At 48.1% G+C, this 20,902-nt stretch carries 25 protein-coding genes and 1 pseudogene; 16 read left to right on the top strand and 10 right to left on the bottom strand.

Going from position 1 to position 20,902, the window contains the following annotated elements:
- Nucleotides 1–310 precede the first annotated feature (310 nt).
- Nucleotides 311–1,177 carry a TraB/GumN family protein gene (locus HUN05_23120; GenBank protein WDP87665.1) on the bottom strand — a complete coding sequence of 289 codons (867 nt, stop codon included), beginning with the start codon at nucleotides 1,175–1,177 and terminating at the stop codon, nucleotides 311–313.
- Nucleotides 1,178–1,496: 319 nt separating this feature from the next.
- Nucleotides 1,497–2,411, bottom strand: coding sequence for a hypothetical protein (locus HUN05_23115; GenBank protein ID WDP87664.1), 915 nt, complete (start codon nucleotides 2,409–2,411; stop codon nucleotides 1,497–1,499).
- Nucleotides 2,412–2,467: 56 nt separating this feature from the next.
- Here HUN05_23115 and HUN05_23110 point away from each other — a divergent pair, with 56 nt between their 5' ends.
- The gene (locus HUN05_23110; GenBank protein WDP87663.1) at nucleotides 2,468–3,679 is read left to right on the top strand and encodes an IS256 family transposase; all 1,212 of its coding nucleotides are present in this window, start codon (nucleotides 2,468–2,470) and stop codon (nucleotides 3,677–3,679) included.
- Between the two features lie 56 nt (nucleotides 3,680–3,735).
- Here the strand turns inward: HUN05_23110 and HUN05_23105 are convergent, their stop codons facing one another.
- The 4 genes from HUN05_23105 to HUN05_23090 are packed head-to-tail and all read right to left on the bottom strand — an operon-like array spanning nucleotide 3,736 to nucleotide 8,007.
- A complete protein-coding gene (locus tag HUN05_23105) occupies nucleotides 3,736–4,443 on the bottom strand; it encodes a hypothetical protein (GenBank protein ID WDP87662.1) in 708 nt (235 codons plus the stop codon).
- Entirely contained in the window at nucleotides 4,443–7,178 is a 2,736-nt protein-coding gene (locus HUN05_23100) for an MMPL family transporter (protein ID WDP87661.1), read from the bottom strand. Before HUN05_23100 ends, HUN05_23105 begins: the two co-directional genes overlap by 1 nt.
- Nucleotides 7,179–7,206: 28 nt before the next feature.
- Nucleotides 7,207–7,689, bottom strand: coding sequence for an outer membrane lipoprotein-sorting protein (locus HUN05_23095; GenBank protein WDP87660.1), 483 nt, complete (start codon nucleotides 7,687–7,689; stop codon nucleotides 7,207–7,209).
- Complete coding sequence (locus HUN05_23090) at nucleotides 7,690–8,007, bottom strand: hypothetical protein (GenBank protein WDP87659.1); 318 nt, start codon at nucleotides 8,005–8,007, stop codon at nucleotides 7,690–7,692.
- Between the two features lie 217 nt (nucleotides 8,008–8,224).
- Here HUN05_23090 and HUN05_23085 point away from each other — a divergent pair, with 217 nt between their 5' ends.
- Nucleotides 8,225–8,866: an AIM24 family protein gene (locus tag HUN05_23085; GenBank protein WDP87658.1), complete on the top strand. Its 642-nt coding sequence runs from the start codon at nucleotides 8,225–8,227 to the stop codon at nucleotides 8,864–8,866.
- Here the strand turns inward: HUN05_23085 and HUN05_23080 are convergent.
- The 3 genes from HUN05_23080 to HUN05_23070 all read right to left on the bottom strand — a co-directional run bounded on the left by HUN05_23080 (nucleotide 8,842) and on the right by HUN05_23070 (nucleotide 10,241).
- Nucleotides 8,842–9,522, bottom strand: coding sequence for a hypothetical protein (locus HUN05_23080; GenBank protein WDP87657.1), 681 nt, complete (start codon nucleotides 9,520–9,522; stop codon nucleotides 8,842–8,844). The two genes, HUN05_23085 and HUN05_23080, sit on opposite strands and share 25 nt — an antisense overlap.
- A 180-nt stretch (nucleotides 9,523–9,702) precedes the next feature.
- Nucleotides 9,703–10,002 (bottom strand): hypothetical protein, encoded by a 300-nt coding sequence (locus HUN05_23075; protein ID WDP87656.1) that lies wholly within the window; start codon nucleotides 10,000–10,002, stop codon nucleotides 9,703–9,705.
- Between the two features lie 56 nt (nucleotides 10,003–10,058).
- A complete protein-coding gene (locus HUN05_23070; protein ID WDP87655.1) occupies nucleotides 10,059–10,241 on the bottom strand; it encodes a hypothetical protein in 183 nt (60 codons plus the stop codon).
- 102 nt (nucleotides 10,242–10,343) lie between these two features.
- On the opposite strand from HUN05_23070, the pseudogene HUN05_23065 reads away from it, so the two are divergent.
- The 3 genes and pseudogenes from HUN05_23065 to HUN05_23055 all read left to right on the top strand — a co-directional run bounded on the left by HUN05_23065 (nucleotide 10,344) and on the right by HUN05_23055 (nucleotide 11,632).
- Nucleotides 10,344–10,544: pseudogene (locus tag HUN05_23065) on the top strand (TIGR00266 family protein).
- A gap of 26 nt (nucleotides 10,545–10,570) precedes the next feature.
- Nucleotides 10,571–11,005: a DUF4892 domain-containing protein gene (locus tag HUN05_23060; GenBank protein WDP87654.1), complete on the top strand. Its 435-nt coding sequence runs from the start codon at nucleotides 10,571–10,573 to the stop codon at nucleotides 11,003–11,005.
- 9 nt (nucleotides 11,006–11,014) lie between these two features.
- Nucleotides 11,015–11,632: an OmpA family protein gene (locus HUN05_23055; protein ID WDP87653.1), complete on the top strand. Its 618-nt coding sequence runs from the start codon at nucleotides 11,015–11,017 to the stop codon at nucleotides 11,630–11,632.
- A gap of 32 nt (nucleotides 11,633–11,664) precedes the next feature.
- On the opposite strand, the gene HUN05_23050 is transcribed toward HUN05_23055, so the two are convergent.
- Nucleotides 11,665–12,378, bottom strand: a complete 714-nt coding sequence (locus HUN05_23050) for a glycosyltransferase (protein WDP87652.1) — start codon at nucleotides 12,376–12,378, stop codon at nucleotides 11,665–11,667.
- Nucleotides 12,379–12,706: 328 nt separating this feature from the next.
- Between HUN05_23050 and HUN05_23045 the strand changes: the two genes are divergently transcribed.
- The 11 genes from HUN05_23045 (at nucleotide 12,707) to HUN05_22995 (ending at nucleotide 20,894) form a co-directional block, all read left to right on the top strand.
- The gene (locus tag HUN05_23045; protein WDP87651.1) at nucleotides 12,707–12,874 is read left to right on the top strand and encodes a hypothetical protein; all 168 of its coding nucleotides are present in this window, start codon (nucleotides 12,707–12,709) and stop codon (nucleotides 12,872–12,874) included.
- Nucleotides 12,875–12,889: 15 nt separating this feature from the next.
- Nucleotides 12,890–13,069, top strand: a complete 180-nt coding sequence (locus HUN05_23040) for a hypothetical protein (GenBank protein ID WDP87650.1) — start codon at nucleotides 12,890–12,892, stop codon at nucleotides 13,067–13,069.
- Between the two features lie 84 nt (nucleotides 13,070–13,153).
- Complete coding sequence (locus tag HUN05_23035) at nucleotides 13,154–13,972, top strand: SagB family peptide dehydrogenase (GenBank protein ID WDP87649.1); 819 nt, start codon at nucleotides 13,154–13,156, stop codon at nucleotides 13,970–13,972.
- Nucleotides 13,973–14,074: 102 nt separating this feature from the next.
- Nucleotides 14,075–14,746: a nitroreductase family protein gene (locus HUN05_23030; GenBank protein WDP87648.1), complete on the top strand. Its 672-nt coding sequence runs from the start codon at nucleotides 14,075–14,077 to the stop codon at nucleotides 14,744–14,746.
- 154 nt (nucleotides 14,747–14,900) lie between these two features.
- Entirely contained in the window at nucleotides 14,901–15,080 is a 180-nt protein-coding gene (locus HUN05_23025) for a rubredoxin (protein ID WDP87647.1), read from the top strand.
- A 20-nt stretch (nucleotides 15,081–15,100) separates the two neighbouring features.
- The gene (locus HUN05_23020) at nucleotides 15,101–15,931 is read left to right on the top strand and encodes a ferritin-like domain-containing protein (GenBank protein WDP87646.1); all 831 of its coding nucleotides are present in this window, start codon (nucleotides 15,101–15,103) and stop codon (nucleotides 15,929–15,931) included.
- Nucleotides 15,932–16,216: 285 nt separating this feature from the next.
- The gene (locus HUN05_23015) at nucleotides 16,217–17,338 is read left to right on the top strand and encodes an FAD-dependent oxidoreductase (protein ID WDP87645.1); all 1,122 of its coding nucleotides are present in this window, start codon (nucleotides 16,217–16,219) and stop codon (nucleotides 17,336–17,338) included.
- Between the two features lie 16 nt (nucleotides 17,339–17,354).
- Nucleotides 17,355–19,502: an FAD-dependent oxidoreductase gene (locus HUN05_23010; protein ID WDP87644.1), complete on the top strand. Its 2,148-nt coding sequence runs from the start codon at nucleotides 17,355–17,357 to the stop codon at nucleotides 19,500–19,502.
- A gap of 41 nt (nucleotides 19,503–19,543) precedes the next feature.
- Nucleotides 19,544–19,735, top strand: a complete 192-nt coding sequence (locus HUN05_23005; protein WDP87643.1) for a ferredoxin — start codon at nucleotides 19,544–19,546, stop codon at nucleotides 19,733–19,735.
- A gap of 11 nt (nucleotides 19,736–19,746) precedes the next feature.
- Nucleotides 19,747–20,322 (top strand): rubrerythrin family protein, encoded by a 576-nt coding sequence (locus HUN05_23000; protein WDP87642.1) that lies wholly within the window; start codon nucleotides 19,747–19,749, stop codon nucleotides 20,320–20,322.
- 218 nt (nucleotides 20,323–20,540) lie between these two features.
- Complete coding sequence (locus HUN05_22995; GenBank protein ID WDP87641.1) at nucleotides 20,541–20,894, top strand: hypothetical protein; 354 nt, start codon at nucleotides 20,541–20,543, stop codon at nucleotides 20,892–20,894.
- Nucleotides 20,895–20,902: the final 8 nt, after the last annotated feature.

Genomic DNA, 20,902 nt, shown 5'->3' with positions numbered 1-20,902 from the left:
ACAATTCAATTTATTTTGCCAAGGCAGGTTAAATACCATAAATAATCTAAATTTTTTATAAAAAAATTTTTTATAAAAAAATGCCTTGGCTTTTGAATCTTGTTTTAGCCCGAATATTTTATGATAATTTGAGGGAACAAAGATGCTAATTCCTTTAAATACGGCCGGTTGTGATTGCTTGTCAAACCAGTTTCAAGAATACAAATTGTCACCCTTCGTGAAATATGCGGGGTGGCGTCAGATTCTCTTGGGGCTTTTTTACGGCGTGGAAATGCTAAGGGTAGTACACTGCGGTCTGGACCCTCTATGCCTATTGATTGATTGCCTTGTATCCCTTTTTTTCCAGCAGGGATATTAGTCCCTGGTCTCCTGCCAAATGGGCAGTCCCCACCAGGATAAATTCCACCTCGGGAGTGGTCATCATCTTTTGAATCACAGGCAGCCAGGCCCGGTTCCGTTTGACCATGATGGTCTGGTAGAGGTCGGGGTATTCCTTTTTCAGGGGGGCCAGGGTCTGTTGGTACATCAGCTCATTGTTTCCTGATCTCCAGGCCTTTTTCATGATGGGCAGCAGGTCGGGCAGTTTGCCGATATCTTCAAGGATATAGGCAATCATCTGGTTTTCTTTTCCTTCACCGATTTTCGCTAAAAACTGGATTTGATCCATGGGCGGTTCAAGAAATTTCATCTGCCGTTGATCTGCCGTTGCCTTTTTAAAATAAAATTCATCCACCCCAATGCCGGCCACGCCTAAGCGTTCTATTTCAGCCAGGGTCAGAAAAACCATGACCATACCGGGCTTAAAGGGGGTGAGCACCTCCATGGGGATGCCGCGTTCTCCTGCAAACCGGGCAAGGTCGTCAAAGGTTTTGGGGGTCAGCAGGGTTTTTAGGTTTTTATTGTCCGTATAGACCATCTGGCCCATCAGAGTCTTGGCAAATTCAGGGTCTTGGGTCTGGGCAATATCGGTTTCAAAAACCAGGGTCTGGGAGTTTTTATATGCCCTGTCAAAGGCTGGGGGAAGGGGATAATCGTTTTGACCGAGCACATGGATGGTGCCGCCTATAAAAAGGCGGGTGGTGCCGTTGGAAACCTCCCATACCGGGGAGCCGGCATAAACAATACCCAGGGTTGAAAAAAGAATCCATAAAACCATTGCCCATTTTTTAGCTCTCATTGCCCTCTCCCTTTTCAGATATTGTTTTTGTCAATTTATCTGTTGACCTCTGGGGCCTGGTAAGTTCTAAAGCGGTCCATCAGGGGAACAGGGTTTTGCCGGTGACGCGCATGGCCCTGCCCCGCCTGTATTCCGGGATCCTGCCGCTGGTGGATCCGCAGCAGACACATCTGCGTTTCATCGGATTGCATGTATTTGTTTGGCTCGTTTAAAATCAGACTATTCCAGGTATGAAATGCCTTGTCAAGAGTCATGAATAATCTGAACTTTCCCAAACAAAGCCCCTTCCCAATGATTTGCCAAAACAAAAGGGCTTTGATCAAAAGTGGTAGGTCAGGTTGCAGGAGACCCGGTCGTTGTCCCGCCACAATCCAATGAAGCTTGTGTCGTCACCGTCAAAAAATTCAGCCTTTACATCCAGGGTCATGCCGGGGATCAGGCGTTTGGTGCCTCCTAATCTGTGGTATTGGGCATTGTGGTTAAAGTCGAGGTCCATGTGGTAATACAGGCTTAGGTCCGGATTAATCTGTAATAAAAGCTGGAGCAGCAGGTCCCCGGTAAAGGGACGGATCCCATCCGAGCTGAAATAATACCCCTGGGCGTCCTGGTGGCTGGTAATGATTTCCCCTGCCCAGTCCAGGCGCCAATGGACCTGGTCAATATTGAGCATCAGGGCGGTCCAGTCATCTGTGAGGGTTGCCCCGCCCACATAGGAGATATAGTCGTCATCCGTATGATCCGAGGCCAGGTTGTACAGGATTTCACCGTGGAATTCCATGTTTTGCCAGGTATAGGTTCCGCCTCCGGCAAACCGTGATACATTGGGATTTCTTTTGATCAAAGCCACCACAGACCCCCGGTCTTCCACATAAATCAAAGGATAGGGATTGGGACCGTAATAAATTGAGCTGAACAGGTCCAGATCTCCCCAGGCCGATTTAATCAGGCCGGAATATCCCATCTCATCCAATCCGTTGTTTGGCCGGTCGTTTTCCGTGACCGCGGTCACGGCAGGGTCGGTGAGAAGATCCTTCAGCCATGGGCTGTTTTCGATGATGTCTCCGAAATAGTAGAGGATAAAAGCCGTGATATCATCCAGGTCGTCCACGTCCAGGGCATCGGCATACCAGCGGTTTTCGTCCAGGTTTTTATCCATCCACCTGGAGGTGGCAGAGGGAATCTTGGGATCCTGGAATCCCGGGAAAACAGAGGCCCTGATTTCGAGGGCGTTCAAAATTCTGTGTCAGTTGAATGAAAGCTGATATACTCAGCTAAATAAGGAGAACTGACATGACCGAAGAAAACACCGAATTTGATTTTCAAAAAGCCCTTAAAGGCATCCAGGAAGGTAAACCCTTCACAGGTAAGGGCGGCGTCCTTACATCATTAATCAAAAATCTTGCTGAAGCTGCTCTTGAAGGAGAGTTGGAGTCCCATCTCGGGCAGGAAGTTTCTGCCAACCGCCGTAATGGAAAAAGCAAAAAGACCATTAAATCCCTGGATGGTAAATTTGAGCTAAAAACCCCGCGTGACAGGGCCGGAACCTTCTCTCCACAGATCGTCAAAAAACATCAGACAACGCTCAGCGATGAAATTGAAAGAAAGATAATAGCCCTTTACGGCCTGGGCATGAGTTATAATGATATGGCTTCCCATTTACAGGAAATCTATGGACTTGAGATTTCAAATGCCACTCTGAGCACCATTACCGATAAAATCATCCATACCGTCAAAGAATGGCAGGCCAGGCCGTTGGAAAATGTGTACCCAATCGTATGGCTTGATGCCATACATTATAAAGTACGAGAAAACGGAAAGGTCGGCAGCAAGGCCGTTTACACAATTCTTGGGGTGAATATCGAGGGCCGCAAAGAGGTTCTTGGGCTGTACATATCCGAGAATGAGGGTGCGAACTTCTGGCTGCAGGTGTTAACAGACCTTTCAAACCGAGGGGTAAAAGATATCCTGATTGCCTGTGTTGATGGTCTAAAAGGTTTTCCCGAGGCCATTGAGACCATATTCCCGGACACAGAAGTTCAACTCTGCGTAGTCCACCAGATCCGAAATTCATTGAAATACGTTGGTTCCAAAAATAAAAAGGAATTTATGGCAGATCTAAAACGTGTTTATAAAGCGGTCAATAAGGATCTGGCCGAAGAAGAACTGGATATCTTGGAAAATAAATGGAATGACAAATACCCGATTGTGATAAAATCCTGGCGGAACAACTGGGAACGCCTCAGTCATTTCTTTAAATATCCAGAAGAGATTCGACGGATAATATACACCACAAATACCATTGAGGCTGTGCATCGACAGTTTCGAAAACTGACCAAAACAAAGGGATCATTCCCGAACCAGGACAGCCTGTTAAAGCTGCTTTACATGGGGATCCAGAACGCCAGTAAAAAATGGACAATACCGATTCAAAATTGGTCACTGACAATTTCCCAGTTGGCAATTTTCTTTGAAGGCCGGCTGGATAAAGAGCTGGGAATTTGATAGGGATTTATTTACAGATGGAAAAGATGGTTCCAGGAACTCCACTCCAGCAAAAGTCAACTCCTCCGACGTGGCTGATTGAAGGCCCATTCTCGGACCTGACTTTTACTTCCGCTGGCGCTGAGGCAGATCCGGGAACCGAAACCGTGACACAGAATTCTGAACATTCCCCTGATTTCGGTATGATCTCCCAGGGCTTTGTCCAGGGTAACCTGCCAGACGCCCAGGGTCCTGTAGTCTGCCGGATCATTCAGATCCAGGGGGTGGTAGACCTGGGAGACCGGCACAATGGCATTTGTATTTTCCGGGAGGATTTTTTTTCCCAGGGTCAGTCCAAAATCTTTGATATCCACCAGCCCGTATAGCTGGCTGATTTCAAGAATTTTTCTCTCCCTGTTGTTGTCCGGCAGAACCGGGGTCACCCCGGCCCAGGTGTCATCTAAGGTTCCGTACTCGGCCCAGCCCTCCACATGGAATGAAAACGCCTCTTTTCCGGTCCATGTGTTGAACTTGAGCATGGCCTCGCCCTCATGATCATCGTACCCGGGGTTGGAATCCAGGTACCCTTTGTATGTGAATGACAATCCAAGATCCATGTGATCAAATACCTGGTCTAAAAGCGGGGGGTGGACTTGTTCTGCTTTGTCAGGCCCGGGAGCCATGAGGCTGTCCAATTCCTTGAGCAGGTCATCCGCCCCCCAGGCCGGTGCTAAAAGGCCGATGAATACGAGCGCACAGATTGCTAAACCATTGATGAATTTCATTATAACCCTCCTCTTTCAGAAAAAACGCCCTGCCATACCACGAGCTGATCGCCTAAGATCCGGGCAAGGTTACGGTAGACCTTGCCCCAGATGTGGGGATACATGGTTCTCAGGCGGTCTAAGCTTTCCTGGTTGATTTCAACATATTTAATATCGGTGAGTGCTTTTGTATTGGCTGATCTCGGGGTATTGTTCAAGGGTGAGATATACCCGAAAATATCTCCGGGGGCATAAAACCCCACAGGCACTTCTTTGCCTGTATCCGACTGAATATGATACCGGCTTACATTGCCTTCGAGCAGCAGGTACATGCTTCTCGGATTTGTTTCACTGGCCTGTTCATTTTCGATATAAATGTTTTCCCCCTCTTTTTGCTGGCTCATCCTGGCCAGCAGAACGATCTTTTTGATCTGCCAGAGTTTGAGATCCCTGAAAAACTCACTCTGTTCAATCACCTCTTTTTTCAGCTTCAAGCTGAGGATATCCCACATGGTCAGCAGCCGGGTGGTGGACAGCAGAACCGGTGTGACCAGGATATCGCAGAGAAAGGCCACTAAAATGACTACGGCAGATAAGATGCCGAACTGAACAATGGGAATGAACTGGGAAAATCCAAGGACGGCAAAGCCCAGGCTCAGGGATACTGATGTGGCGGCCACAACCCTGAATTCCGAAGTCAGGCAGATCCTTATGGCCTGGTCCTGGTTTTTGACCTGGTGCATCTCATCATTATACCGGGTCATGAAATGAAGGGTGTCATCCACGGCAATACCAATGGCAATCACGGCCACCATGGCCGTGCCCACGTTGAGGGGAATGGAAAAAAGGCCCATGATCCCGAAATTGATCACCACGGGGATAATATTGGGCACCAGGGAAAGCAGTCCTGCCTTGATATTGGTGAAGAGAATGGACATGATGATGAAAATGATAAAAAGAAGCAGGAAAATGGATTTGGCCTGGCCGTCTGCTATGGCATCCGCCCCCTTGAGAGTCAGGATGCTGTCTCCGGTAATTGTAAAATAAAAATGGGGATTGAGGATGAGGATATTTCTGATTTGGGTTTCCAGTCCATTCAGGGCTATCTTCAGTTCATGGGAAGAGTTGAGATTGTGCCTCACCATGATATTGACCTGGCTGAAATCCGGGTTTACATACCGGCTGATATCGTCATCTTCCAGAAAGGCAAGATATTGGGATATCCGTTCTTTTGATTCCGGCAACACCTCTTTTTCAGGCTTTCCCCCGTTCATCTCCCGGTTGATCAGGGTTAGAAAATCCACCAGAGAACTTGTTTTGTCAAATTGGCCGTTCGTTCGGATGAGCGTTTGGATATCGGCAACCTGGTCCAGGTTTTCCGGGTCTTTAAAAAGGTCCGAGTGTCCCCCCTGGATGTGGATAAAAAAGGTCTGGGTCCCGGGGAATTCCGAGGTCAGTTGATCCAGGCGGGAGAGGATGGGCGTTCCTTTTCGAAACATGGAGATATAATCGTTTTCCAGTTTGAGGCGAAAGCCGAACAGCCCTATGACTATCGTGACCAGTATCATGCCGGCCAGTATGACTTTTTTATGGCGGCTGATCGCGTCCACCAATGCAGAAACCCAGGGGTTTTGCTTTTGTGAATGGGGTGCCGGGGCCTGGGACCGGCCGAATATGGACAGGTAAACCGGGGTAATCATGCAGGTAATCAGCGGGTTGACAAAAAGACCGAATGAGGCGGCATAGCCGAATTGCCGGAGCATGATCACATCGTTGAGGCAGATGGATAAAAACCCCAGAAATGTGGGCAGGGCCGTGATCATGACCACCAGTCCCATTTTCTGCATCATCATGTTGATGGCCAGAGATTTTTCACCCAGGGTATGGAGACCGTGATCATACTCTAAAAGCAGGTGCACATCCTCTGTGGAGCCGATTACCAGGATAAGAGAAGGAACAATGACCGTCAGGATATTCATAAGCCCCATGAATCCTAAAACCCACAATATGCTGGTAAAAGATGTCAGCAGGGGCAGGGCCGCACAGGCCGCAGACCGGGTCACAAGTGCTAGCGTGAGCAGCAGGATCAGAACGGACAAGGGGACGATATGTTTCTGGTCCATGAGCATCATGTTTGCAATTTCGTACCTCAGGGTGGGATCACCGATCTGAAATACGGTTTCAAATTCAGGTTCAAGCACAAGGAGAAGCTTGTCAATGCCAAGGGTGATTTCCTTGGAAAAATCAGGACTTTGGTTTTTTGGATCCACAAAGAGGTTGATGGTCATGCTGTTTTTTGTATCCCCGACAAGATCGCCTGCGATCATGGGGTTGGCCAGGGCATCATCCAGAAGGGCTTGGGATTCCTCCTGGGTTTCAGGCACCCATCCGGCCAGGGGGCCTGTGACCAGCATGCCCTCTTCATTCTTAAAATTGTTAGTGGAAAACAGGCTTTCAACCTTGAGGATGCCGGGCATATCTTCGAGTTCAACCACCAGCTCTTCCACCAGGGTCAATTTTTCCGGGGTAAACAGATCCTTGTCTTTTAGGTAAATAATATTGATCTTATCGGAGCCAAAGGTGTCAACTGCGGCCTGGTAGGCATCTTTTCCGGCCTGATCTCCAGCCCTGAGTCCCTCCATGGAAGGATCAATGACAAGGGTGGGCAGCTGCATGGCAGCCCAGGCGGAAATGCCCAGCAAAATGAGCATGGTAATAAAGGGGTGGGCATGGCTGAACCGCATCAGTTTTTGCATGGTGTTTTTTTCTCCTGAAGTGGGTCTGCTATAGGTGTTTTCTGTTGAGAATGGTTTTTTCAGAGAACAGCGCATCATCAATGGGGATGTTGACGTCCTTGGTCTTGATGCCCATCAGGGTTTTATGATTTTTTTTATGGTTTTCCATGAGGATTTTCTGGGCATACCAGACATCATCATGTGAATTTTTCAGATCATGGCAGGTCTGGGTTTTGATCAGCCGGTCTCGTCGGTCATAAAATTCTATTTTTACGGTGAAATAGATGTCTTTTCTGACCCAGGCCCGCCGCCGGCCATAGGAGCTTTGTTTTTTTGCCTCGGCCGTTGCCGGGGTCACATCAATCACAAAACAGTCATGGCCGTCCAGGGTGTCGGACCGGGGAGCGGAAAAAGAATAGTTGTTCGGATCGTCCGGCTGCATATCCTCATAGGTAAAATCGCTGCTCATAAAGGCACTCCGCTTGGCTTTGGAGGCAATCCGCTGGAGGGATTTTTGTCCCGGCAGAAACATTCACTGCTTGTATTCGCCCTTGGAAATCTCCTGGGTCATCAGGGTGGTCCCTTTCAGGTCGGCAGGTGAGGTAAAAACAAGCAAAGTGTGCCTGAGTCCGTCTTGGGATTTTTTGCCGTATCGTTTGATCTCTCGGGTTTTGCGGTTGCCTTTTTTATCGATGAGCAGCATCACGGATTGATCCCGGGCAGAGTCCACCCTGTGCCGGTCCGTCTGAATGTCCATAATTTGCCTGCCGTTTTCGTCCTGGGCCCAGGATGAAGCTGAGAAAAACAGGAGCATGGCTCCCCATCCAATGCATATCAGCCATTTTTTCATGTCAGATTCTCCTCTGAATTTCATCGTTTTGGTCTGTAATTTATTATAGCATCTCTCCGCCAGGGCCTTGGCCGTAAAGCCAAAGCGATTTTTTGGATCTTTCTTATCGCGCCAAGGCAAATTCGGTTGTTGAAATATCAGATTGATACGGTATAGTGTATTGGATATTCTTTTCGCCCAATTCAAGGTATAAATTAAATTTAAGGGAGGTTGATCCATGCAATGCCACACGATTGATTATGAGATTTTCGGGGATGATATGCAGACCGTAGAGGTTGAACTGGACCCCAATGAAACCGTTATCGCAGAGGCCGGGGCCATGAACTGGATGGAAGAGGGCATTTCTTTTGAGGCCAAAATGGGTGACGGGTCCCAGCCGGATAAGGGGATTTTCGGTAAGCTTTTGGATGCGGGAAAACGCATGGCAACAGTCGAGTCCTTGTTTATTACCCATTTTACCAACATCGGGGCCGGTAAAAAACGGGTGGCATTTGGCGCGCCCTATCCGGGAAAGATTATCGCCCTTGATATGGCTCAAATGGGAGGGGAACTGATCTGTCAGAAGGATGCATTCCTCTGCGCTGCCCTGGGGACTGAAGTCAGCATCGCCTTTTCCCGGAAAATCGGCACAGGGTTTTTCGGAGGGGAAGGCTTTATACTTCAGAAGCTTAAAGGAGACGGTATGGCCTTTATCCATGCCGGGGGAACCATTGTTAAAAAAGAAATTTCCAATGAGACCCTTTTTGTGGATACCGGCTGTATTGTGGGGTTTTCACCCGGCATAGACTATAGCATTGAACGGGCCGGGAATCGGGCGCATTCCCATTTTCCCGGTTATACCGCTGGCACTGGATTGTGAATGTTTGCCATCTGCTTCAGGCAGTTCCAACGCCCTGCTTTATAAAATGATCGCAGCATAATCATTTTTTCTGCATTCTCCCGATACCAAAAGATGCATGGACCTTTAAGACGTAAATTCACGACTCTCCGAATCGAACTTTCAATAGCACCGCTGCCAATAGGTAAGTTCAACGCTTTTACAGTTGAGAAATTAAGCCTCAGTTCATTGCGCACAAAATAATCCCGTTCCGTCTTGATAGCCTTACTGTTTCTGCCTCTACAAAGCTTCTGGACGGCCTGTACCACCTCAATCGCCTTTCCCTTCAGCAGAAGACCTCGCTGCTTCGATACCCAGCGTTTGCGTTCCTTGGATGACCAGGTCTTCCTTAAGCCTACTACTGTACCCAGATGCTCAACTGTATGGTAGAAATCGAGAAGTTCATACACACGCTCAGGAGCCAAACCCAATGCTTTTAGCAGTCCGGGGATTCGATTCCAAATCCAATGTGCCCCATCTGCAACAAACAGTATTTTGTCTGAGTTCTGAATATGAAGGGAGTTCAAATAACCCTTTAACAAGTGGAATACACCATCCGGTCCATTGAAACAGCCATCAATAAATGGTGAAAATCTTTTTTCTTGTTTTCCATGGGCGTCCACTACATAAATGATCAAAAGCTTGGGTTCTCGCCATGCCCCACGAAATCGGGTTCTATCCTTTTGGGTTTTTGGTCCCCTTTTCTTCTCTCTGAGCCGAGTGCGGCCACCATCAGTGCTGATAACGACTCGCCGCCCTTCAAGTAAATCTCCATCATTTAATGGGATTCGGCCCGCTTGTTGTTCGGCTCGAGCCCGCTATGCGTACCGATAGGTCAGTTTACGGATGACCTTTATACCCAACGTCATCCCACGGTCACAAAGCACTTGACGGACTTCTTCAAAAGAACTTAATAAGGCTGACCAAGAACTCACCATAGAAGCCAAAGCAGGCGAGCAGCGATCATGGATTCCAAGAAGGATTAAGCCAGCGTATGCACCTTTATATCTTTTTCCTTTTCGGCGGTCACAGGACCTTCGATAGTATCGAACATGAATATCAACCGAACTATCTGTACAAAGCTGAATCCAAACGGTCTCAAGCCCTTCGCTTTTCATCCGTCCCGGCCAATTGGACATCAATTCTTTTTCTTGGTCGACCTGTTCAGAGGAATCTATTGAGGCCTGGATCTTTTTTTTAAAAAAAAGGCGCTTATCCGATTTGTATACTCAAGGATTTCCTGCTCCATCTGTTCTAATTCGTTAGCGTTACGAACCAAGCGATTTGGATCTTCTTCCAGTTCTTTGAGGCATGCAAGGACTTCATCAACAGTATTACAATCTTCAGCTTTCTTCATTAGCACAATCCATTTATGTTCATTTCAGCGTAACAGAGGATATCATTCTTTTTGCTCTAAAAGACAGGCCTTTTTAAAACCGGGAAAATGGGAATGCGCCCCGGGAATCTAAAGTCCATGTTCTTCGGGGGAGAAGGGCTTTTTCTTGCCACATTAAAGGGTACAGGGGTTGTCTATCTTCAGAGCCTGCCCTTTTCGCGTCTGGCCGATCGTATCATCCAGCATGCCCCGTCAACCGGAGGCACCCAGAAGGGTGAGGGCTCGGTACTCGGGGGCATTGGGCGGCTTTTGGACGGAGATTGATCATCAGGTCCCAAAAGGAGGGGGTTATGAAAGGACTCATGGGCTTTTTTTGGATTTTTTTTTCAACGGCCCTTTGCTGGGCAGATGCGCAGATTCCGTCTGCAGATCTGCCCGGCAGCCGGGATTGCAGTTTCGTGGGCCGGGTGGACGGTTCTTATATTATTTCTTTTTTTCAAACAGATTATGATGAGGCGGTTTATCCTGTCTCTGTCCTAAAAGAGGTCGAGGATGCACGGGATGAGAAGAACAACCGGGTGTTCAAGGCAAAAAAGAACCTGTCCCTTGAAGGGGAGCACAAGAGGATTGTCTATTTGAATCCCGAGGGCATATCCCCGTTTCAGGCCTTGAAAACCTATACCAAGGCCTTGGGAAAATTAGGGGCCGTGTCCAGGTATGCCTGCAAAAACAAGGATTGCGGCGGGGCGGCCAATCGGTCCAGCGGCGGGGGCGGAGGAGAATAGAGCCTTGCCATGGTGCTCTGGCCTGAATCCAGGATCAAAGCCCCCCATTTTAGCAACAGTCATCGCGCCCAGACCAGCTGGATTTCTGAACAGCGGTATGAACTCATGGCGCTTGAATCGCAAAACACCGTTGTGGCAGTTCATACCTACAAGTCTAAGGGCGGCAGCTATTGCAAGGCGTTTACGGACAGGACAATCACTGTCCTTGATATCCTTACGACCGGAAAGATGGCCGATAAAATGGTGGTTGTCAGTTCCCAAAAGATGGCTTCGGCCATTTCCCAAGACGGGAAGATCGCCCTGTACGGTATCCGGTTTGATACGGGCAAGGCCGAGTTAAAACCTGAGTCACACCCGACCATTGTTCAGATTGCCAAGCTTCTCAAGGCAGATCCCGGCATGCACCTGCTCGTTGTGGGGTATACAGATACCAAGGGCAGTTTTCAGAGCAACAAGGATTTGTCCCAGCGCAGGGCAGATCAGGTGGTGGCCGAACTCAAAGAAAATTTCGGCATTGATTCGTCCCGGCTTTTTCCGGTCGGGGTCTCATTCGCAAGTCCTGTGGCCACCAACGAAACTGAACAGGGCCGGGCTGAAAACCGGCGGGTGGAGCTGGTCAGGTTTTAGACCCCTGGTATTGCCCGGGGGGGCAGAACGGGTTAGGCAATGTTGAGGATGGAATTTAACAGCAATTTGTCTTCAGCCTTGATGCTGAGTTTAATTCTTTTGTTCCTGAACATCTCTTTGTTCACGATATTGCCTTTGCCGTGGCAGACAGTGACCACAAGGTTCTGGATGCTAATATGGATCACATTTCCAGGGCTGCGTCCTATCAATGCGGCCCCTTCACCCCTTGAGGTTTTTTGGAACCCCTTTGAGGCGTTAAAATATTTTTTGGTCATCATCATGGTGTTTTCATGGATCTGGATCAAATGGCGGCATTTGATGGCGCTCATGGAAAAATTGTGAAACGGGTAGACAAAGATCATGTCTTTGGAGCCGCATAATCCGGCATTCTTTGTTGTTAATTCTTTAAGGCTGTATCCAATATAATGGGGGGAATAAAGATCATCGCTGTCCATGTTGCAGAATATGGGGTCCGGACACAGCCTGGCTATATTGTTTCTTTTTTCCCCGATGGTTCTTCGGGTCTTATAATAGTGGTAACGGATTTTGATGGGGGCCAGAGCCTGGGTCAATCGGCTCATCTCTTTTCCGTCCCTGATCAGGGGGGTATCCCCGTCGTCGTCAATGACCCAGGTGAGTTTATCATGGGGATAGTTCTGGCATTTAAGGTTTTTGATCATCAGGGGGATAAAATGGTTCCGGTTCCAGATGGGGGTACACACGGAGATTTTAGGTGAATTTGCCATTGTTTTTCCTTGTCTCTGCTGAGGGTGGCTGTTGCCTGTCCTGAATCAGGTCAGGGCCTGGCTTGATCCCTCTGATGCCGGATCTGCCGGGTTTGACTCTGGTGTTTGCGTCCGGAACCTGATCTGTGGTATACATATAAATGGTATTTTCCCTGTCCTGTTTTTTTGTCATCATCCAACAATTGAGGAAAATGTCAACCCTAAGGTTTAATCGTAAAATCAAAACTTGGCACGTTTTTTGATAGTTGTTTATTCCAAGCCTGTTTTGTCAAACCAAGGCAATGAGGATTAACGGGAGTCATCCCAAAACCATACAAGGAGTGATATTATGGCCAGTTGGATATGCGATCAATGCGGATATAACCTGGAAGCAGATACCCCGCCGGAAAAGTGTCCCTCCTGCAACAAGGAGTGTTCATTTGTGGACAATACCTGTTACACCCCGGATTGTGCAGGCACACCCAATGACCCGAGAATCACGGGCAAAGAGTCTTGAACAAGGAGGACCGGTATGACCAAAAAATACAGAATTACCACATCCTGTCCCCAGTGCGGCTGCAGCGGGACCTCCCATCTGTCCGAAGAAGAGCTTAAGAAAAGGTACGGGGATGTCCCCAATGTGGAGTTGGAATGCCATGAGTGCATGATGATAATGGAGGCAGATGTTCAAGAAGAGGACAAAGAAAAATAAAAAAAGAAGCCCGGGCCCGGGTACGTCCGGGCATCTTTTATATCGATCCAGGCCGGTTTGGGTTGAAAGGAAGCTCCCAAGGTGATGCCAGACGCCTGCTCAGCCCGTGACTACTATTGGGCCCATGCCCATAGGCGCAACCGGATATCGTCTCATTTCCTCAATTTTAACCATTACCCTGTCTGGTCCAAATCCCTGGGGGCAAACAAAAGCATTCGTTTACCCCCCCCCTCCGGTTCGCCCAAAGCGCCTATAGACCAACCCCCTGGAAAAGCATGGTTTTCTTTTATAAACCAATTAAAAGATATTCTTTTTTTGGCCTATGGGGCCAAGGATTTAAAGCAGGTCCAGGGCTGTTTCTTTGCCCAAAGAACCGTGCCTTCGGCCGGAGGGCTTTACCCCTGCCATCTTTATTTGGCGCTTGAGACCCAAAAAATTAAGGCTGAAAAAGTCAAAGACCAAGAAAAAATTGATACAGGAGTGTATTATTATGCCCCGGCCCAGGACAGTCTGATACAGATTCGCTCCTCCATACCCCAAATCTTGGCCCAAAGACAGGAACAAGATGATTCCTTGAAGGCCTTTTTCATCATCACGGCCTCATTTTACAACAGTGCATGGAAGTACCGCCACCGGGCCTATCGGTATATGCTTTTAGATTCCGGACATTTGGTGGAAAATCTATCAATGATATTGAAAAGCCTGGGTATTGAACATGGGGTGGCCTACGAATTTGCAGATACGCTTCTGGGCGATTTTTTAGGCATTGACATGGGAATGGAGGTGCCCCTGGCCCTTGTTACCATTGGGCGGGACCATTCTGCGTCAGGTCTCCTCGATCGGTTTTATCTGCGGACCCGGCCGGATTTTCATGACCCCCATATCCCTAAAACAGAACCCTGATATCTTTTGGATTATAAAATTTTGTCTCAAATTCATGAATCAGGAAATTTCGGATCTGGCCATAAAGGTCATTTCCCCGGGTTTAAAGGGCCGGAAAGGGTCATGGACGGGGATCCGATTTTAAGTTTGGATATTTCAGGGCAAGAAAAAGTTCAGGCCCCCTTCTTTTTTTCAGATAAATTTTATCTCCTTGAATCCCTTATAAAAAATCGCAGATCCCGGCGCAATTTTGTTTTACACCCCATCTCTTCCCAGGATCAGCAACGGCTGTTCAAGGGGCTGGCCCTCGGATGGGGAGATTCTCGTGCATGCCTTGGAAAAGTGTTTCCCCATTTAAGCCTGGGCATGGTCTGTCAAAATCTTCAAGGTCGCGAAAACGGGATTTATCTGTTTTCAAAGAATTTTTCTCAGATTCATTTAATGAAACCGGGTGATTTTGCTCCTGCCCTTTCAAAGGTTTGCCTGGACCAGGGATGGATCAGTCGGGCCGGGATCATTTTTTTATTTTTGTCAGACCTGGACTGCCTGGAAAAAGACAGGGGGCCAAGGGGATACCGGGAGATGATGATGAGAGCCGGGAGGATGGCCCAGACGATTTATATTATGGCCCAATCTTTGCAAATCCAATCTTTGCCTTTTGGATTTTTGCCATTTGGCGCTTGCGGGGTCGGGGCCATGTATGATTTTGAAGCCCAAGCCCTCTTAGGGCTGACCCCAAAGACAGCACTGGTTTACGCCCTGGCCTTTGGACCGGTGGCAGAAGCCGGGGGATAATAAGGCTTAATTTTTCATTTTGTTTTCAGGTGAATTAAATGAGGACAATAGAGGGGATTTGGTGTAAGAATAAAAACATTCATGAGTATTGTAAATTCAACTTGCCCGTAATCTAAAAAAGGGTGTTTGGTAATCACAACCAAAGGAGAAAAAAATGTCAGAACCCAAAGATATGTATCAATGTCAGGTGGCCAATTGCGGATGTATCTACGACCCGGACAGGGGAGATCGTAAGGGGAAAATCAAAAAAGGAACACGGTTTGAAGACCTGCCTGAAGAGTGGAAATGCCCGGTATGCGGCGCCAGCCCTAAAAGTTTTAAACCCTTGGGATGATTTGATTTCAGGAGGATACCATGAAGTGGATGCAGTTTTTTACCCCGGCAGAATCCATTGATTTTCACCAGACCCAATCCATGATCCAGGGATCTGGCATTGATGAGGTCACCATCCTGGATGTGAGACAGCCCAAAGAGTACCAGCAGTCCCATATCCCGGGAGCAATGTTGATTCCCTTGCCCCAGCTGGGTGACAGGGTTTGGGAACTTGACAGGGAAAAGCCGGTTCTGGTTTACTGAGCCGTTGGCGGGCGCAGCCGTGTGGCTGCCCAGATGCTGGCGGGCAAGGGATTTAAAAAAGTATATAATGTCTCCGGAGGCATTAAGGCCTGGCAGTCACAAACGGCCGTGGGACCCCAGGATTTAGGGATTCATCTTTTTTCAGAACATGAAGGTCTCGAAGAGATACTCAAGGCGGCCTTTTCCCTTGAGCAGGGGCTTGAAGAATTTTATTTTTCCATGGCCGGCAAGGCCCTGAATGATCATGTGCGGTCCTTGTTTGAGAAATTGGGCCGCATTGAGGTGCAACATCAAAAATCCATTGTCAGGGCGTTTGAGGATCTTGGACACCCCGGAATAACCGTGGAAGATCTGTCTTCCATGGCCACTGCAAAGGCCATGGAAGGGGGAATGACCACGGATGAGTATCTGGACCTGTTCAACCCGGATTTAAGTTCTCCTGCTGATGTGGTCTCTTTGGCCATGTCCATTGAGGCCCAGGCCCTGGATCTTTACCAGCGGGTGGGCGCCCAGGTGTCCCCGGGGCCGTCAAGGGCAGTGGTTTTAAAAATCGCAGATGAGGAAAAAGAACACTTGGCAAGTCTTGGCAGGTTAATGGACACCCTTTGATCCAAGATGGATGATTTGAGGTGCCCGCATATGTCACAAATCGATTTTGCTTTAGCAGCAAGGCCTCAGGCCGTGAAACCGTAGTGACTCTACTGCGAACGGTCTGCAACAACGCAGATAAGGTAAAATCGGTTCGCCCGAAGGGTGACTGTCCTTGGAATGGGTTTGGTAAACAAGGATAATTTGGTGTATTTAAAGGGATTAATATCCAGTTTCCTCGAATTTTCAGTTTCTGACCTTCAGGTTATGAGATATTCGGGCTAAAGCGTTCAGGAGATATAAAAGATGAGAAAGCATCTTGTTCTGGTGGGTGGGGGCCATGCCCATATGATGACCCTGGAAAGTATTTCAACATTTACAAACAAGGGGTACAAGGTCACGGTGATTGCCCCTTCGGCTTACCATTATTACTCGGGCATGGGGCCCGGCATGTTGGGCACCACCTATACGCCTGAAGATATCAGGTTTGCCACCCAACGGGTGGTCACCTCCCAGGGCGGGGTTTTTATCCGGGACAGGGTGGTGAAAATAGATCCTGAGCTGAAACAGGTATTTACTCAGTCCGGCAATGATTTTGAATATGATGTTCTCTCGTTTAACGTAGGGTCCTATGTCCCCATGGGTGCAGCCGGGGATGGGTTTGAAAATGTTTATCCGGTAAAGCCCATTGAAAAACTCATGGAGGCCTCCCAAAAGCTTGTTGCGCTGTTCAAGGAGAAAAAGGTTGTTGTTTCTGTTGTGGGGGGTGGCCCCTCATCGGCTGAGGTGGCGGGAAATGTCTGGCAGCTGGGGCAGAAAATCAAGGCCCATCAGCCCAGGATAAGAATTTTTGCCGGTAAGGGATTCATGACTAGGTTTCCGTCCAAGGTCAGGGGCAGGGTGAGGGCCATCCTGGTCCGGCGGGGGATTGAAATTTTGGAAACCGGGTATGTGGACCAGGTGAGCCAAGATCAAATTGTCCTGTCTTCCAAAGAATCATTTAAAACGGATTTCACCTTTATGGCCCTGGGAGTGGTTCCCTCCACCATATTTGAGGCCTCAGGCCTTCCCACGGGACCTGACAAGGGCCTTTTAGTCAACCGGTTTCTCCAGAGTCCTGAATATCCCCAAATTTTTGGAGGCGGTGACTGCATCTATCATAAGCCCCAGCCTTTGGACAAGGTCGGGGTCTATGCGGTCAGGCAAAATCCTGTTCTTTTGCACAATCTCATGGCTGCCCTGGATGGGTCTTTTTTAGAGCCCTTTGATCCGGGGCCGGATTATCTTTTGATTTTTAATGTTGGCGGCGGACAAGGGGTGCTTAAAAAGAATCGCCTGATTTTCGGGGGGCGGATCGCCTTTTGGGCCAAGGATTATATTGACCGGCGGTTTATCCGCAGGTTCCAGGCCATAGAGCAGAATCTTTAAACAAAAGAGACGAAGAATGAAAAAATATATTAAAACAAAATGGCTCTTGATGTTGGGCATTCTGATTTTCATTCTTTTGTTTTTTTTGTTTGATTTGGACCATTATTTTTCTTTTCCCTTTTTAAAAAACCGTCTGGATGATTTAAGAGAATTTTACCAGGGCAACAAAAAGGTGAGCATTGCCCTTTACATGGTTGTCTATATATTGATCACAGGACTTTCTTTGCCCGGGGCAACGGTGATGGGGCTTGCCGGGGGGGCTGTATTCGGCCTGTTTACAGGAGTGATTGCGGTTTCCTTTGCCTCAAGCATCGGCGCGACCCTGGCTTTTTTATTGTCCAGATATATGTTCAAAGACTGGGTTCAGACTAAATTTTCATCCAAGCTTGCGGCCATTAACCAGGGCATTGCAAAGGAAGGGGGATTTTATCTGTTTACCCTCCGCCTGGTCCCGGCGTTTCCTTTTTTTGTCATCAATTTGGTCATGGGGCTTACCGCCATTCCCGTCCGGATTTTTTATCTGGTCTCCCAGGTCGGGATGCTGCCCGGCACCATTGTCTATGTCAATGCCGGCACCATGCTGGGCAGGATAGATTCTTTGGCCGGTATTTTATCGCCTGGCCTGATTTTGTCCTTTGCTCTGCTTGGGATTTTTCCCCTGGCTGCCAAAAAAATAATTGAATGGATCCGGGGCAAAAAGATCTACGCCCACTGGAAAAAACCCCGTGGATTTGACTATAATCTGGTGGTGATCGGGGCTGGCGCCGCAGGGTTGGTCTCTTCCTATATTGCTGCGGCCGCAAAGGCAAAGGTGGTCTTGATCGAAGAAAACAAGATGGGCGGGGATTGCCTGAACACCGGGTGTGTGCCCAGCAAGTCCTTGATTGCCTCTGCCAGGATTCTGGCCCAGGCTGCCCGGGCAAAGGAATTCGGGTTTAAGCAAATGGATGTAACCTTTGATTTTGCCGATGTCATGGCCCGGGTCCAGGACAAGATCAAGGCCATTGAACCCCACGATTCCGTGGCCCGGTATTCAGCGCTTGGGGTGGACTGCATCAAAGGCCGGGCCAAGATTGTTTCCCCCTTTGAGGTGAGGGTAAAAGATCAAAAAATTACAACCAAAAATATCATTGTGGCCACCGGAGCAAGACCCATGGTGCCGGATTTAAAAGGCCTTGATCAAATTCAATATTTTACCTCGGACACCATCTGGGATATTAGGCAATTGCCCGGCCGTCTATTGGTCCTTGGGGCCGGTCCCATAGGGTGTGAACTGGCCCAGTCCTTCCAGCGCCTGGGCAGCCAGGTGACCCTGGTTCAAAGGTCTGCACGGATCATGAAAAAAGAAGACCCGGATGCAGTGGATATTGTGACGGCCCAGTTCAGATCAGAGGGGTTGACCCTTTGTCTGGATCACCATGCCAAGGAGATCCGTGTGGACCAGGGGCAAAAGATGCTGGTCTGTGACCATAAAGGAGATGAGGTGATCCTTTTCTTTGACCAGATCCTGGTGGCCCTTGGACGGGTGCCCAATACCAAAGGATTTGGCCTGGAAGAGATCGGCGTGGTGGTGGACCCCAAGGGCAGGATTCGGACCAATGGTTTTTTACAGACCAACTATCCCAATATATTTTGCTGCGGAGATGTTCACGGTAAATTTTTATTTACCCACACCGCCGCCCATGAGGCCTGGTATGCCTCGGTCAATGCCCTGTTCGGCAAATTGAAAAAATTCAAGGCCAATTACAAGACCATTCCCTGGGCCACGTATACGGATCCTGAAGTGGCCCGGGTGGGGCTCAACGAGCAAGAGGCCCTGGCTGAAAATATTGACTATGAAAAAACCATTTACCAGATCAGCGAACTTGACCGGGCCATTACAGATTCTGAAACCTCCGGGTTTCTTAAGGTATTGACTGTTCCGGGCAGGGATGCCATTTTAGGGGTAACCATAGTGGGGCATCATGCCTCTGAAATGATCCCAGAGTTTGTTCTGGCGAAAACCCATGGTATCGGGATGAACAAAATCCTGGGAACCATCCACATCTATCCCACCATGGCAGAAGCAAATAAATATGCAGCCGGCCTTTGGAAAAAAGCCCATGCCCCTGAAAGACTCTTGGCATGGGTGGAAAAATTCCATGGCTGGATGCGGTCGGGCTGAATTTTTCGTATCATAACCTCAATTCAAAAAGGAGAACCAGAATGAAAGTGACCATTACCTCAAATTGTATGGGTGACAGAAATTGTAACAATCTTTGTGCTGAAGTGTTTCAATATGATGAAGATGCACTGCTTTCAAAGGTCCTGATCGACCCCATTCCTGACCATCTCAAGGATATTGTCCGTCAGGCAGCGGCCGAATGCGGCGCAGATGCCATTGAAATAGAGGAATAAAGGGGACATTTATGGGTAAGTTCAGGGAGAGCCAGACCGCCCTCAATCTCCAGGCATCCTTTGCCGCAGAGACCCAGGCCAGAACCCGATACGATTTTTTTGCGGACCGGGCCCAGGACGAGGGGTTTATCCAGATCGCCAAATTATTCAAGGAAACCGCAGACCAGGAATTTGAACATGCCCTGAGGTTTTTCAAATTTTTCAACGGGGGGCACCTGCCTGTGAACTGGTCTTTTCCTTCAGGCGTGATACAAAACACCCATGCCAATCTTCTCTCCTCTGCAGAACTTGAGCATTATGTGAGCTACGACATGTATGCAGGCTTTGCTCAAGACGCCCGCAAAGAGGGGTTTGAAAGGGCTGCAGATACCTTTGAGGCCATTATTGTATCTGAAAATTATCATGAACAGCTTTTCTTACACCTGGCTGACAACATTGACAAGGATAATAGTTTTTCACGAAAAGAGGAACAAAAATGGCGCTGCCTGGGCTGCGGTTATATCCATTTGGGCAAGCGCGCTCCTGATAAATGTCCGGGCTGTGTTAAGCCCCAGGGGTATTTTGAAATTCTCTGCGAAAACTATTAATCGGTAGGGTTAATTGAGACAGTCATACAGAGACAATAGTGTCTCTGTATGACTGTCTCTTATCTTGTATCATCCTTCCTTCTCTATCCTATTTTCTTTTGAAAAAAAATATAACTCTCTGTAATTAAAGCAATAAATTTGCCTTTGGCTTTGTTGGCACAGTGCTTGCTTTTACAATATTTTATGAAATTGTTTAACCTGAATAAAATGGAGGGAAAATGAGACTTCATGAAATAAGAAAAAACCTTAACCTAGTAAATTCAGTGGATTGGGAAATGACGCCTGAAGAGGCCATTGCACTTCATCTGGAGTGGGGGCCCTTAAGGTCCCAGAGTTATTACAATTCCAGGGATAATGATAATGAAACCGTTTACTTTGTGATCAATACCTGGAAAAAACAGCCCATCCTCACCCTGGTTCGAAGAAAGGGGTTTGATTCGGAAGAGCTTGGCAATTTCAAGCTTCCCAAGGATCTTGAAGCTGAGTTTCTTCAGGGGATCGGAAAATACAAAGGGGTATATGCCGTTGAAGGGAAAGTTCGTGACTGGCTTAAAAAGGAACTTGACGTATAAAAACAGTT

It is taken from the genome of Desulfobacter sp., assembly GCA_028768545.1.
Lineage (GTDB): Bacteria > Desulfobacterota > Desulfobacteria > Desulfobacterales > Desulfobacteraceae > Desulfobacter.
This window is presented reverse-complemented; position numbering and strand designations above follow the sequence as displayed.